13 protein-coding genes and 1 tRNA gene are annotated in these 13864 nt (G+C 39.3%); 8 read left to right on the plus strand and 6 right to left on the minus strand.

All coding sequences use genetic code 11. The features are described from left to right. The first annotated feature begins 2 nt into the window (after nt 1–2). From MS6x_RS12595 to MS6x_RS12620, 6 genes are all read left to right on the plus strand, one after another. Nucleotides 3–863, plus strand: a complete 861-nt coding sequence (locus tag MS6x_RS12595; protein ID WP_482602566.1) for a hypothetical protein — start codon at nt 3–5, stop codon at nt 861–863. A gap of 82 nt (nt 864–945) precedes the next feature. Further along, nucleotides 946–1953 (plus strand): glycoside hydrolase family 113, encoded by a 1008-nt coding sequence (locus tag MS6x_RS12600; RefSeq protein WP_482602568.1) that lies wholly within the window; start codon nt 946–948, stop codon nt 1951–1953. Continuing rightward, on the plus strand, nt 1950–2666 hold the full coding sequence (locus MS6x_RS12605) for a hypothetical protein (RefSeq protein WP_482602570.1): 717 nt from the start codon (nt 1950–1952) through the stop codon (nt 2664–2666). The genes MS6x_RS12600 and MS6x_RS12605 overlap by 4 nt, the downstream gene beginning before the upstream one ends. Before the next feature lie 72 nt (nt 2667–2738). Then, on the plus strand, nt 2739–4004 hold the full coding sequence (locus tag MS6x_RS12610) for a POTRA domain-containing protein (RefSeq protein WP_482602572.1): 1266 nt from the start codon (nt 2739–2741) through the stop codon (nt 4002–4004). A gap of 33 nt (nt 4005–4037) precedes the next feature. Further along, nucleotides 4038–4973: a hypothetical protein gene (locus MS6x_RS12615; protein ID WP_482602574.1), complete on the plus strand. Its 936-nt coding sequence runs from the start codon at nt 4038–4040 to the stop codon at nt 4971–4973. Between the two features lie 50 nt (nt 4974–5023). Next, nucleotides 5024–6055, plus strand: a complete 1032-nt coding sequence (locus MS6x_RS12620) for an N-acetylmuramoyl-L-alanine amidase family protein (RefSeq protein ID WP_482602576.1) — start codon at nt 5024–5026, stop codon at nt 6053–6055. 78 nt (nt 6056–6133) lie between these two features. Here the strand turns inward: MS6x_RS12620 and MS6x_RS12625 are convergent, their stop codons facing one another. From MS6x_RS12625 to MS6x_RS12645, 5 genes are all read right to left on the minus strand, one after another. Then, nucleotides 6134–6838, minus strand: a complete 705-nt coding sequence (locus MS6x_RS12625) for a TIGR04283 family arsenosugar biosynthesis glycosyltransferase (RefSeq protein ID WP_482602578.1) — start codon at nt 6836–6838, stop codon at nt 6134–6136. A gap of 46 nt (nt 6839–6884) precedes the next feature. Continuing rightward, nucleotides 6885–7700: a purine-nucleoside phosphorylase gene (locus MS6x_RS12630; RefSeq protein ID WP_482602580.1), complete on the minus strand. Its 816-nt coding sequence runs from the start codon at nt 7698–7700 to the stop codon at nt 6885–6887. Nucleotides 7701–7813: 113 nt separating this feature from the next. After that, complete coding sequence (locus MS6x_RS12635; protein WP_482602582.1) at nt 7814–8353, minus strand: ASCH domain-containing protein; 540 nt, start codon at nt 8351–8353, stop codon at nt 7814–7816. 371 nt (nt 8354–8724) lie between these two features. After that, entirely contained in the window at nt 8725–9396 is a 672-nt protein-coding gene (locus MS6x_RS12640) for a TIGR04282 family arsenosugar biosynthesis glycosyltransferase (RefSeq protein ID WP_482602584.1), read from the minus strand. Nucleotides 9397–9449: 53 nt separating this feature from the next. Further along, complete coding sequence (locus tag MS6x_RS12645) at nt 9450–9941, minus strand: rhodanese-like domain-containing protein (RefSeq protein WP_482602586.1); 492 nt, start codon at nt 9939–9941, stop codon at nt 9450–9452. Nucleotides 9942–10021: 80 nt separating this feature from the next. Here MS6x_RS12645 and MS6x_RS12650 point away from each other — a divergent pair, with 80 nt between their 5' ends. Further along, a complete protein-coding gene (locus MS6x_RS12650; RefSeq protein ID WP_482602588.1) occupies nt 10022–11599 on the plus strand; it encodes a glycoside hydrolase family 32 protein in 1578 nt (525 codons plus the stop codon). Between the two features lie 147 nt (nt 11600–11746). Here the strand turns inward: MS6x_RS12650 and MS6x_RS12655 are convergent. Beyond that, a tRNA-Phe gene (locus tag MS6x_RS12655) sits at nt 11747–11819 on the minus strand. A gap of 388 nt (nt 11820–12207) precedes the next feature. Between MS6x_RS12655 and MS6x_RS12660 the strand changes: the two genes are divergently transcribed. Continuing rightward, on the plus strand, nt 12208–13848 hold the full coding sequence (locus tag MS6x_RS12660) for a TldD/PmbA family protein (RefSeq protein WP_482602590.1): 1641 nt from the start codon (nt 12208–12210) through the stop codon (nt 13846–13848). The last annotated feature ends 16 nt before the right edge of the window (nt 13849–13864 follow it).

The raw sequence follows: 13864 nt of genomic DNA on the forward strand, positions 1-13864 counted from the left end.
TAATGAATCATTTAAAAAGAAGCACGTTTCTTGTCCTGACCCTTTTTGCCTTTTTTGGAGGGTTTGCCCAAGACAGTTTACAGCAACTAAGTAATATTCAACAATACACACCGTCCAAATTAATAGGTAAAGGGCAGGTAGATATCAAATGGTTTAATAACCTGTATACGGAAACTGAAAGTACATTTGCTGAGGGAACACAGCCAAGGCAGTCTTTTTTTACGTCGACTCTTGAATTTTATACCGGTGTGGGGAAAAATAACAGGGTTAACCTTGGTTTTATTGCCAGATTGCGTTCCAATGTTATTAGTTCTCCGAACGATGAACGTGGTGCACTCGATGTTTTTAGTTTTAGCGGCGACGATAGGTCCCGGGCCGGACTTACGGCATTTGCTCCTTCCATAAAATATGTTCCTTTTAAATCCCTCAGTAATTTTTCCATACAAAGTTCCTTTTTTATTCCCTTGATAGATAATGAAACGGAAAATGGTGTGTTCTTGGAACAAAAAGGATCTGTTTGGCAAAACCGACTGTTTTACGATCATACTTTTCCTGGAAACAAGTGGCAGCTTTTCACTGAATTGACAACGGAGCTTAATTTTGGCGATGAAGCCAAAAGCTTTGCGAACAATAGCTTAAATGTAAACCCCGGTGTTTTTCTAAGTTATTTCCCCACTAGCAAATTTACCGTATTGGTGTTGGCTCAACATTTACAACGCTTAAATTTGGGGAACGATTTTACCCAAGATTTTACTGCCTTGGGAGGTGGTGCCAAATACCAATTGACCGATGCCTTGAACCTTGAAGTGCTCTACACCAATTTTGTCAGGGGAAACAACACCAGGACTAGGCCAAACATTTAACTTGGGTCTGCGGGGTATTTTTTAGCCTTGTAATACCTAACGGCAAAGAAATTGGCTACTTTAGAAGTCTAAAGTAGTTGCTATGAAAAAATTAGGACTTCTATTCCTTTGTGGTTTGCAATTCTGCTGTTCAGGTAGGGCTCAGCAAAAGATAAATGGGGTAAGTTTTGTGGCCTCAAGGGAGGAGGTAGTGCAGTCCCAGGTAGATGAGGTTCTAAAAGTAAGTGCCAATAGTGCTGCGGTAATGCCCTTTGGTTTTATGCGCGAAACAGTGCATCCAGAGATTATTTATGATACGGACAGGCAGTGGTTCGGGGAAACCAAAAAAGGCGCAAAGCAGTATATAGAGCTTTTACAAAAGAACGGCATATCCGTCATGCTGAAACCCCAAATATGGGTATGGAAAGGGGAGTTTACCGGAACCATTACGATGAACACAGAAGAGCAATGGAAGGAGCTGGAAGATTCCTATGATAGTTTTATATTATCCTATGCAGAATTGGCCGAGGAGACCAAAGTGCCAATTTTTTGTATTGGAACCGAGTTGGAAAAATTTGTAGAAAACAGGCCAGAATATTGGCAGCGTTTGATAGGAAAAATAAGAAAGGTATATACAGGTAAACTCACATACGCTGCGAACTGGGACGAATATAAACGTACACCTTTTTGGAAAGAACTGGATTATATCGGAATTGATGCTTATTTCCCCTTATCGGAGTCCAAAACGCCCACAATAACAGAGCTTAGAGAAGGTTGGCAGCGGTGGAAAAGTAAGATTTTAGAGGTAGCAAAGGAGAACGATAGACAGGTCTTGTTTACCGAATTTGGCTACCGGAGCATGGATTATACGGCCAAAAAACCTTGGTTGGTAGACCGTACCGAGGAAGGTGTTAACCTAGAGGGGCAGGTGAACGCCAAGAAAGCTATTTTTCAGGAATTCTGGACAGAGGATTGGTTCGCGGGCGGCTATGTTTGGAAATGGTTTATACAGCATGAAAAGTCCGGCGGGGAATCGGATAATCGTTTTACGCCACAGAACAAGCCTGCGCAGCAAATTATAGAATATCATTATAAATTGTTTAAAAAGTGAAAAAATACCTCGTCTATAGTTTTCTCTTTTTGATGTCCTGTTCCAATGATAAAGAGGAACTCACCACGTTGGCTACGTACTTAGAAACCAGGGAATCTGTAATGGATAATGTCATCGCCTGTGCGGCTAGCAACCAAGCGGACGACTTGGTCAGCGTTTTTTTATATCCTAGGTCAAGAGCTACTAATATCAGCTATTTTGAGGCCACTTCAGATGCAATAGATAAAGATAATTTTGAAAGCTATGAACCCATAACCGCACCGCTTTCTGATGTGTTTAATGGATTTATGAAAAAGTTCGATGTCGCTATTACGGAGGAGAAATGGGTCATTGTAACTTTTGAAGAGGAAAACAAAATACATGTTTCCAATCCCATCAGAATCAAAAACCGAACAAAACCCACGGAATATAGTCCGGAGAATGTCAATATTCAGGAAAACAGCACCAATCCTTTAATTACTTGGGAAGACGGACTGTATAACGATACCATAATTTACTTTCAGGTAATTTCGGATGCGGATAATAATTTACTTTCCGGCACCTATACGGTTGATCAATTTTTTAGATACTACGAATTGGATAATGTGGTGTTGAATATAACACCGGTTGAGCCCCCAGACCTACAACCAAACTCAAATTATGACTTTACCCTTTTAGCTGTAAGCGAGGATAACTGGGTAAACCTGTTTGTAGAGCGCAGTTTTGTTCCTTAACCACCATTCAATGTATAATGTGATACTTTTATAAGAAGTAATCCCTACTTTTAGTCTGCTATAAAAAAGGTAATGAAGTTAAGCCTTCCTCTATTTTGTGTTCTATTTATTGGCTGCGCGTTTCTGCATGCGCAGGAAGGAACCATTGCGGAAATAAAATTAGAGGGCCTAAAAAAGACCAAACCAGCAGCACTTGTAAAGTTATTGGAATCGAAAGTGGGCATGTTCTTGGATTCTGTGCTACTAGAAAAGGATATGACCCGTTTAAAAAGGCTACCTTCTGTTTCCCATGCCTATTATACCGTTGATTCACGGAATGATAAAAAGTATGACCTCACTTTTACTATAGAGGAAAACTTCACCATAATCCCATTTGCGAATTTATTCAGTTCTGCAAATGATGATTTTGCGTTTAGGATTGGGCTGCAGGAGTTTAATTTTTTGGGCAGCAACATTACGGTTGGTGGTTTTTACCAGTTGGATGTTTTTAATTCTTACGGATTTAGTATTAGGGCACCTTATCTATTTTCTAACAAGCTTGGTTTGGCTTTCAACTACAATGATTTTACTACACAAGAGCCTGTGTTTTTTTCCGATGATACGGCAGATTATCGCTATAGTAATACCGGATTTGAGCTTTTAGGGATGTATGAGTTTAATTTTAAGAATAGGATGGAATTAGGGTTTAGCCTATTTACCGAAGACTATCAATACCTCGCAGGGGCTACACAGCCCAATGTGCCCTTAGCCTTAAATGTGGACAAGCATTTGTTCAAACTTATTTACGATTACGATAACATCAATTATTTTTACTATTATTTGGATGGCTTTCGGAGCAATCTAAATTTTCAGTATGTGGGAAGTTCAGATATTGCCTTACCAGAGTTTCTTATTGGGTTCAATGATTTTATGTATTACAAAAGAGTAGGTGCCAGCGGCAACTGGGCCAATAGATTGCGTTTGGGATTGGCAAGCAATGTCAATAGTCCGTTCGCGCCATTTACCGTAGATAATAACCTGAACATACGCGGGGTAGGCAATACCATAGACCGTGGCACGGGAGCTATTGTTTTTAACACGGAGTACCGCCATACCTTGGTTGATAAAGATTGGTTCGTGCTTCAAGGGAATGTTTTTATAGACGGAGGCACTTGGAGAAATCCAGGAGGAGATTTCGGGGATTTCCTGGATTCGGAAAATCTTCGTGTGTATCCAGGAGTCGGACTTCGATTTATACATAAACGTATATTTAATGCGATATTCCGTATCGATTACGGATATGGAATCACAAAAGACAGCGCTAACGGAATTGTCTTTGGAATTGGTCAATATTTTTAACAATATTTGCCTAACTATTACCAAGCCGCTCGCATGAAAATAAATCCCTTTTTAGTATTAGTTATTTTATGTAGTTACACCGCCCTGTTTAGTCAAACGGAATTGGATACTATCATTGCAAAAAAAGGAGACGGTATTTTTTCAATCTTAAGAAGAGCTGGAATTCATCCGGTAAATTATTATGTCGATTTTTTAGAGTTGAACAAGGATGAAATCAAAGGTGCAAGTGAACTCGTTGTGGGTAGGAAATACCTATTGCCCTATGCACAGGATTCCTTTAAAAATACAGGAACCATAATAAACGTGGATGACAATGAAGAGTCGCCTTTGTTTGAGGCTGACTTGGTAAACATGAAAAAGCGGGACTCCACTCTAAAGAATACTGTATATTATCTCCTATACAAAAGCACCGAACCAGAGCAGAAAAAGGAAAATAGCCAGGATGCTTTTACATTGGAACTTTCCAAGGATTTAATGGAGAAGGGAGCAAGGATATATGTACTGGAACAGAATAATACGCTCGTATCAAAGGATAGCACTTTGACTGAAGTTGAAAATGAAATTGCCAATTTTGGGGAACTTACGAGCATCGTCAATAAGAAGTATTTAAAACATAATGGTAGTTACCAACGCGTATTGATGATACAAGATTCAAAAATGAAAAATAAGGGTGTATCCATAACAATGCATCACTATGATAAAAGTCAGGACGGACAACGATTGGCAGATGCTTTTAGGGAAATTTTCAAAAAAAATGCGTTAGGAGAAGTGAAGGCTGATCAGGGTATATCTCCTTTTAAGGATGCTCCAAATTTGTACCTCGCAAAAAATTTATTACCGTCCCTAACGATTATGGATATTAACGGGGAACCCGAGGGGATACGCCTTCGTTCCGGAAAATCGGTATTACCACAACTGATTGCCAAAGGTATTCTTCAAGATCGCACAACTACAACCAGTGCCGAGTAGGTATAGTTGTTCATTCGCGGGTTCGGCATGGATTTTGTTTTTCAAACCACATGATTAAAAAGTTGATTTTTTGCTTATTTATTTGCACTGTCGGATTTATTGGTACAGCCCAAGATTCCTTAGAAACGGTAGTTGCAGAAAAAGGAGACGGGATTCTGTCGCTGTTGCGTAAAAATGAAGTGAGTCCGTATGAGTATTACGATGCGTTCATTGGTCTCAATGTAGAGAATCTAAGAGATAGCGTTCATTTGTATGAAGGACGTGCCTATAGAATTCCAAGTGTAACAAATAGTACTCAAGTAGTAGATTCTATAAAATCTAAATCTAAGGAGGTTAAAGAAATAAAGAGCGAAGCCTTTATCATTTTTGGCGAAAAACACAAAACGGTGGTTAAAAAAAGCGAACGTTTAAAAGGAAACGTATATTATTTGGTTTCTGGGCATGGCGGGCCTGATCCTGGTGCCACGGCGGTATATGCAAAAAATGAAATAGCCGAAGATGAATATGCATACGACATTACCCTGCGTTTGGCCAGGGAATTATTGGCGCATAGCGCCATGGTGTATATTATTATCAGGGATGAGAACGATGGGATACGCGACGATAGAATTTTAGAGATAGATAGAGACGAGGTTGCCTACCCGGATAAAACAATTCCTTTAAATCAATTAGCCCGACTAAAACAGCGTGTTGATATCGTAAACGAGCTTTACAGGGAGAATAAGGGTAAGTACCAGCGGCTCATTGTAACCCATGTAGATAGTCGTAGTAAAGGTCAGAATATAGATGTGTTCTTTTACCATCATGAAAAAAGCAAGAACGGTAAAAAACTAGCGGAGAATATTCACGCCACTTTTCAGAAAAAATATAAAAAATATCAACCTAATAGAGTATATGACGGTACTTTGGGAGACCGAACAGAGCTATATATGGTTCGGAAAACCCATCCTGCCATGGCCTATATAGAAATTGGAAATATCAAAAACAATAAGGATCAACGCCGTATTTTAGATCCTGACAATAGGCAGGCACTTGCAAAATGGATTGGGGAAGGGGTGTTGCTAGATTTTGAATCAGAGTAAATTTAGTTATTCCGAGTGTCAGTTCCAGTGACGGCATTAAAGAGGGGAGGTATCGAAAATCTTCGGCAGATTCTTGTTTTACATAGAGATATGCTGTTTGTAATAACTGTAAAGTGATGCTGGTCCTGCTCCCAAATAATGTTTCAGGTGCACTATGCCAAAATGATACTGTAAGGTAAATACCCCTTTGTTTTTATACCTTCTTGCCGATGTCTTTACAGTATTGGGTAGTATGGTGAAGTCTGCCAACTTATAAATTCTACCTATAAATTCGTTGTCCTCATAAATGGTATAGGCAGCATTGAAGTTCCCAACTTTATGGAAAAGCTTTTTTGAAATAAAAAGCGATTGGTCTCCCCCTCTGCACAGTTTATGGTTAATGCGGGTACACCAAGCAAAAAAGCGGAGTACAGGATGGTTGCTGTCAAACTGTAATCTAAAGCATCCTGCTTCATTTCCGTTTAAAAACGCGGCACTAATTTGGGAATCGAAACCTTTTGGTGGCACCGTATCTACATGCAAAAAATAAAGGAGTTCCCCGGTTGCTACCTGTGCACCAAGGTTCATTTGTTTTGCCCTTCCGCGTTCAGATGAGATTACGGTTGCCCCTAAGGATTGGGCTACAGCAACGGTACTATCCGTACTGCCCCCATCAATGACCAATATTTCACAAATACATGCAGATGTAGCATTTGTTTCGATGCTTGTGAGTATTTTTTTAATATACTGTTCCTCATTAAGAACGGGAATGATAATACTTATTTTGGTTTTTTCAGTGCTCATTGATTTATGTACGGCTTCCAAAGTAGTAGCGTTGGTGCTTGGAAACTTACAGTTGCTTTATTAATTCTCGGAACAGTTTTACCATTTTTGGTTCTGTTTTTTCTGCAATGGCTATGATTTCGGCGATATCTACCTGTTTAAGATTGTCAGGATCACATTCATCTGTTAACACGGATACCGCTACAATTGGCAACCCTAAATGATTGGCAACGATAACTTCGGGTACGGTGCTCATGCCTACCGCATCGGCACCAAGTATGGTTAACATACGGTACTCTGCTTTGGTTTCTAGTTGAGGGCCTACCACCGATACGTAAACCCCCTTTTGCAGGGAAATACCATGTTCTTTTGCTATTTCTTGTAATTTGTGTCGCATGGGAACATCATAAGGTTCGGACATGTCTGCAAAACGCTCTCCAAATTCTGCTACATTTTTAAATGCCAATGGCGAGCCTCCCTGCATGTTGATGTGGTCTTCAATAAGCATCATATCCCCTTTTTTATAGTTTAGGTTAATAGCTCCTGCCGCATTGGAAATAAAGAGTTTTGTAATGCCTAATAGGTGCATCACGCGAATAGGATAGGTGATATCCAAAAAATCATAGCCTTCATACAAGTGAAAGCGTCCTTGCATTACCACTACTTTTTTGCCTTCTATGGTTCCGAAAACTAATTTTCCCGCGTGGAATTCAACAGTTGCCAAAGGAAAAAATGGGATATGATTGTAATGTGCTTCAATCGAATTTTCAATTTCGTCTACCAACTTACCAAGTCCCGTGCCCAGCACGATTCCTATTTCGGGCCGATCAAAACCTTTGCTTATTAAGTAGGCAACAGATTCCTGTAATTGTTTTTTTGTCATATGCTTAATAGTATATAATGAGCTGAGAAATTAAGTTTTGAAAAACGATAAATATACGCAGACCTCTTTAAATAATCCAAAATCCTCATGAATTCTAAGTAATAACGAAAGCACTATTTTTTAGGCCAGATAGTTCTAAACTGTTCACAAACAATAAGCATGTCTTCAGATGGTTGGCCACCATTTTCTATGATTGCGGGTGCAAAAAATGCCCAATGCGCTTTTTTCCATTTTTCGAGCGGTTCGTTGGTTGTACCCATATCCATAGCAGCATAGTTTTTGGAAATTTTGTTAAATGGAATGGTATCTACCTGTTTTGTTTCTATAATAGCAATTGCTTTTCCGTCAAAGTCGGTCACAATATTCATTGTTCCTATTTTTGGCAAATCGGCTTTGGCTTGTTCATAGAAGAAATACAGATTGGAACCTGCCTGTTTTTTGCCTTCTAGAATCAGTTGCGCCAAGCGGTTAGCGTCTTTTCTATTGTTATGAAAATAGGATGCATCTGGCAATACCTTGTTTTTGAATTCAGGATTTGATGCTGTATAACTGTCCCATAAGTCAATAACGGATGGATCAATTCCGTTCTCGGTTTTCGTTTCGCTTTTGCAGCCGATGAAAATCAATACTAAAATAAGCGCTAGGTGTTTCATTTTATACTCATATTAAACGTAATGTCAGTTCGAGTGAGGTCCTGAAAGAGACCTTGTATCGAGAACACTTTAGAACATACATGCTTCTCTTCCCGAAATGCTTGTGAAAATCCATTGGAACAATATATCCTTACCCGTTGTGCATTTTGGCTTATTTCCTGCGGATGGATGTCACTTCGAGTGATTTTCGCGACCTTTTCGGGAGCGTAAATAGTATCGAGAAGCTTTCGTGTTCCAAAAGGTTCTCGATACACTTAATTTTACAACGAAATTATTGTAAAATTAAGTACTCGAACTGACATTATATCAATTCGGTTTTATAATGCACAACGGGTTATCCTTAATAACGCCATTCAAAATAGATAACGGATTTACACATCTTTTAAATACGGTGCAAAAGCGGGATTATCCTTAATGTCCTCATAGTGATCTACATCATTTTTTGCGGTTAGCAGCGCCAAACGTTCCCCCTTTAAATCTTCCAAGGTGTGTTGCAGCACCGTATTCGTTCCCCAATCTTTGTTTTTAAATAATTCAGGTTTAAAATGCTTCATTCCAATCAGATAATACCCGCCATCTATCGCTGGTCCAACCACAAAATCATTTTCGTCCAAGGCTTTAAAAGCGGTTTCCAAATCCTCTTGTGATAGGTCGTGCATATCACTTCCTATCACAATTATTTTTTCATAATCCTGTTGAAAGCCTTCCAAAAAAGCATTTGCCATGCGTGCGCCGAGGTCAGTTCCTTGTTGGAGTTTTTTATCAAACGTTCTGTTGTCCCAAATATCATCCTCCCAGATTTCCTCGGAATAATAAACGGTTTTTGTAGCATACAAACTAGCAGTAATCTGCACGGTGTGATCTAGCAAAAACTTGTAAATAGCCAAAGCAGCCGTATCGCCTACCTTGGCCGCTAAGCGGGTTTTGCATTTACCTAATTCCGGATTTCGGGTAAAAATGAGCAACAGATTTTTGGATTTTGCCAGTGTAAATTCGATGGTCTTTTCGTCTTTTTGCGTTTTGTTCGTTTGTAGTATTCCCAATGCTGACTATTTTTATTATCGCGTACAACTACCCTCTAACAGCAGCTCTCTAATTAATACACCTTAATCCCGTTCGAAAGCAATTTTCCCCAGTGCTTACTAAAGGCATGTACACTGTCCGTGGGTTGCTCTTTTAGATTGTAGATTATTCTGTTTTTGTTTTTCCATTCAAATATACCACCATAAAGGTTTTGAACATTGGTGTAGCCTAAGTCCAATAATTTCTCTCCAATATCTTCGGAACGAACGCCTATGGAGCAATACACTATAATTGGTTTATCTTTTTCGGGAATTTGTTCAAGAACTTTGTCGGGGTCAAATGCTTTGTCGCCTACCCAACGTGCATTCTTTAGATGACTTATTTCGTATTCTTCTTTTTTGCGGGTGTCCAAAAGTACATATGAACTTGAATCTATGATGTTTTCGGGCTGAATATAGGGTACCGATTCAGAATTAAATCTTTGCAATGTTTTGTCCAATTTAGTTTGTCCAAAAACACTGGATTGCGCTAAAAACAATAATGCCCAAACAAAAAGAAATCTCATAAACCGATGTTTTGTTTCAACAAAGGTAGTATTTTAGTAAGGTACTGTAAGATGCTAAAAAGCCAAAAATTCGCTAATTTATGAATGTAATTATCAATAGATTCCTATTAGTTGCCATAGTATTGTCTATTTATTCCTGCAAGGAGCAAGAACCCAAAAAGGATGTTGTGGTCGAAAAAACGGATACGTCTTATTACACAGAACCATTCAGACCTCAATTTCACTTTTCGCCCAAAGAAAATTGGATGAACGATCCTAACGGTCTCGTTTACCACAAGGGGGTTTACCATTTATTTTACCAACACTATCCAGAGGATATCGTTTGGGGACCTATGCACTGGGGCCATGCAACAAGTAAAGATATGTTGCACTGGGAACATAAACCGATAGCACTTTATCCAGATGAAAACGGAGGTATATTTTCTGGAAGTGCCGTTGTCGATAGCAATAACACCTCAGGTTTTGGATCATTGGATAATCCTCCTCTGGTCGCTATTTTCACCTATCATGATATGGAAGGGGAGAAGGCTGGTAGAACCGATTTCCAGACCCAAGGTATCGCCTATAGCTTGGATAATGGGGAGAGCTGGACAAAGTATGAAGACAACCCTGTAATAGGCAATCCGGGAATAAAGGATTTTAGGGACCCCAAGGTTTTTTGGAACGAAAAAGAAAAAACGTGGACCATGCTTGTGGTAGCAGGGGACCATTTGCAGATATGGAATTCTCCTAATTTAAAAACATGGGAACAGGTAAGCGAATTTGGAAAAAACCAAGGAGCGCATGGTGGTGTTTGGGAATGTCCCGACCTGTTTCCTTTGCAAGTAGACGGAACCGATGCCATGAAATGGGTATTATTGATCAGTATAAATCCAGGAGCACCGAACGGAGGAAATGGTACACAATATTTTATTGGCGATTTTGATGGTAAGACTTTCACATCCGAGCAGGAGCAGTACAAATGGGTTGACTTAGGAAGGGATAATTACGCAGGAGTCACCTATAACAACACACCAAATAACGAACGTATTTTTATAGGTTGGATGAGTAATTGGGATTATGCACAAGATACACCTACAGAAAAATGGCGCAGCGCCTCTACCATTCCTAGAACTTTGTCGTTACGTAAAATCAATGGGCAATATGAATTGCTGAATTATCCGCTCCCTTCTTTTGATTCGCTGCTTGATAAAACTGTGCTATCCCAAGATATGGAGATCAATCCTAAAGAAACACAAAATATAAAACTCACAGGGAATAACCAATCCGAAATACGTTTTGCCACAAGCGCTAGGGATTTTGTCCTGAGCCTGAAAAATGGTAAAAAAGACAGTCTCGCCATTGCTGTGGATGGAAAAAACAACTTATTAAACTTCGATAGGCGTACCTCAGGGCTGATTGACTTCAAGGACAATTTTGCCCCCGGAGTGCAAGAAATGCCTATTGGCAACTTGCCAGAAGGAGAAATTGAAATACGCATCTTACTGGATGCTTCTTCCATAGAATTATTTGTCAACCAAGGGCAGTATGTGATGACGAATCAGATTTTCCCAAGGGACAGGTATACTTTACTAGAATTTTCAAATACATCAGATGAGGAGTTAGAAATATTGGAGTTTAGTGAACGTGACGTGGAACGGGTTTGGAAAGAACAGTAGAAATTATAATCAATTCTTAAATTATTTATAACCGGATTATTCTGAAGACGTAAAACTCTATTTTTTAATATGGAATGATGGTGGTATTTATTTTTTTCAAAACGTTATTAAAACAAAAAATCCCTACCAAAAGGTAAGGATTTTATGTGGTGCCTCCAGGAATCGAACCAGGGACACATGGATTTTCAGTCCATTGCTCTACCAACTGAGCTAAGGCACCATGTCGCTATAAGCGGCTGCAAATATAATTTCAAATTTAAGATATACCAACTAAATCTTAAAAAAAGCGTAATAAGATTTCATATTCAATACTGTGGTGAATATAAGTGTCTGTTTTTGAATAGACTGTATAATAACCTGATTGTGTCCTAAGAGATATAGTTGTTCGAATGCCCAACGGTTTACAATATGCGGTAGTCATAATCATAAATTCTTCTTAATAAAATCTAAAAGGGAATACAAGTAAGGGTTGGAAATCTGTATTTTAGGGAACTGATTAAACTGAAAACGAATTATGGCCTAACATAATTCTCAACTTTTCTGTCGTACTCCGGTTCGTTGAACATCGAATAAAATTGGAGATAACACAGATACAATGAAAACACTAAATGAAAAGAAGAAATTTTGTACAATTATCCGGAATGGGTGCAGCTTCGCTATTGTTGCCAACTACAATGATGGGAAACAATATTCACGCAGATGCCCTATTAGAGCCAGGAATGGATGTACTGGTTAAAAAACGAATGGCAGATGTTGCCTTAAACACGGCAAAATCAATGGGTGCCACCTATGCGGATGCACGTATTGGCAGGTATCTTAATCAATACGTCTTCACAAGAGAGGACAAGGTGCAAAATGTGGTAAATACAGAATCTTTCGGGATTGGAATTAGAGTTATCGCTAATGGCACTTGGGGCTTTGCTTCTACCAATAGCGTAACAGAGGACGGTATTAAAAATGCTACCATGCAAGCTGTTGCAATTGCAAAGGCCAATTCTAAAATACAGACAGAGCCTGTAAAATTGGCCCCTGTATCTGCGTATGGTGAAGTTTCTTGGAAAACTCCCATTAAAAAGGATTTTAAGGAAGTTCCAGTTTCGGAGAAGGTAGATTTGTTATTAGGTGCAAATGCCGCTGCTATGGACAATGGTGCCAATTTCGTAAACTCGGCCCTTTTTATGGTGAACGAGCAAAAGTACTTTGCTTCAACAGATGGATCTTATATTGACCAGGATGTACATCGTATATGGCCTACATTTGGGGTAACTGCCATTGATCGTGGAACAGGAACTTTTAAGACCCGGCAAGCCATGAGTGCGCCAATGGGGATGGGATATGAGTATATGGACGGTCTAGCTTCTGAAAAATTAGAGGGCCCTGCCGGAATTACCTTATACAAAAAGAGCTATGATATAGTTGAAGATGCAGTCCAAGCGGCCAAACAAGCTACGGAGATGCTTACCGCAAAATCTGTAGATGCCGGGAAATATGATTTGGTGCTAGAGCCAAACCATTTAGGGCTTACCATACATGAAAGTGTAGGCCACCCATTAGAATTGGATAGGGTACTTGGCTATGAGGCCAATTATGCAGGAACTAGTTTTGCGACATTGGATAAATGGAAGTCCGGTGATTTTAACTACGGAAGTAAACTAGTAAACTTGGTAGCCGATAAAACACAAGAAGGTAGCTTAGGTGCTGTTGGTTACGATGATGAGGGTGTAAAATGTAAAGAATGGGATTTGGTTCGTAACGGAACCTTGGTGAATTACCAAGCTATTAGAGATCAAGTGAATATTATTGATCAGAACGAATCTCATGGATGCTGCTATGCGCAAAGCTGGAACGATGTACAGTTTCAACGTATGCCCAATGTTTCCTTGGAACCCGGTAAAGAGAAATACTCCATCGCAGATATGATCAAAGATGTAGAGAAGGGAATTTATATAGCCGGTAGAGGTTCGTATTCAATTGATCAACAACGGTACAATTTCCAGTTTGGAGGAACTGTTTTTTATGAGATAAAAAATGGAGAAATCGTTGGTATGTTGAACGATGTTGCATATCAATCCAATACGCAAGAGTTCTGGAATTCTTGCGCTAAAATATGCGACGAGGGAGATTATCGCATGTTCGGATCCTTTTTTGATGGTAAAGGCCAGCCTTCTCAGGTAAGTGCTGTATCCCACGGTAGTTCAACTACCCGATTTAATGACATCAATGTAATTAATACAGGTCGTTCTATATAACGTACTACAAAATCAA

It is taken from the genome of Maribacter sp. MS6, from assembly GCF_056839185.1.

What these genes read in the sequence shown, in the direction of transcription:
- MS6x_RS12595 (WP_482602566.1), top strand. Translation starts at nt 3, where the DNA reads ATGAATCATTTAAAAAGAAGCACGTTTCTTGTCCTGACCCTTTTTGCC.
- MS6x_RS12600 (WP_482602568.1), top strand. Translation starts at nt 946, where the DNA reads ATGAAAAAATTAGGACTTCTATTCCTTTGTGGTTTGCAATTCTGCTGT.
- MS6x_RS12610 (WP_482602572.1), top strand. Translation starts at nt 2,739, where the DNA reads ATGAAGTTAAGCCTTCCTCTATTTTGTGTTCTATTTATTGGCTGCGCG.
- MS6x_RS12615 (WP_482602574.1), top strand. Translation starts at nt 4,038, where the DNA reads ATGAAAATAAATCCCTTTTTAGTATTAGTTATTTTATGTAGTTACACC.
- MS6x_RS12620 (WP_482602576.1), top strand. Translation starts at nt 5,024, where the DNA reads ATGATTAAAAAGTTGATTTTTTGCTTATTTATTTGCACTGTCGGATTT.
- MS6x_RS12625 (WP_482602578.1), bottom strand. Translation starts at nt 6,838, where the DNA reads ATGAGCACTGAAAAAACCAAAATAAGTATTATCATTCCCGTTCTTAAT.
- MS6x_RS12630 (WP_482602580.1), bottom strand. Translation starts at nt 7,700, where the DNA reads ATGACAAAAAAACAATTACAGGAATCTGTTGCCTACTTAATAAGCAAA.
- MS6x_RS12635 (WP_482602582.1), bottom strand. Translation starts at nt 8,353, where the DNA reads ATGAAACACCTAGCGCTTATTTTAGTATTGATTTTCATCGGCTGCAAA.
- MS6x_RS12645 (WP_482602586.1), bottom strand. Translation starts at nt 9,941, where the DNA reads ATGAGATTTCTTTTTGTTTGGGCATTATTGTTTTTAGCGCAATCCAGT.
- MS6x_RS12650 (WP_482602588.1), top strand. Translation starts at nt 10,022, where the DNA reads ATGAATGTAATTATCAATAGATTCCTATTAGTTGCCATAGTATTGTCT.
- MS6x_RS12660 (WP_482602590.1), top strand. Translation starts at nt 12,208, where the DNA reads ATGAAAAGAAGAAATTTTGTACAATTATCCGGAATGGGTGCAGCTTCG.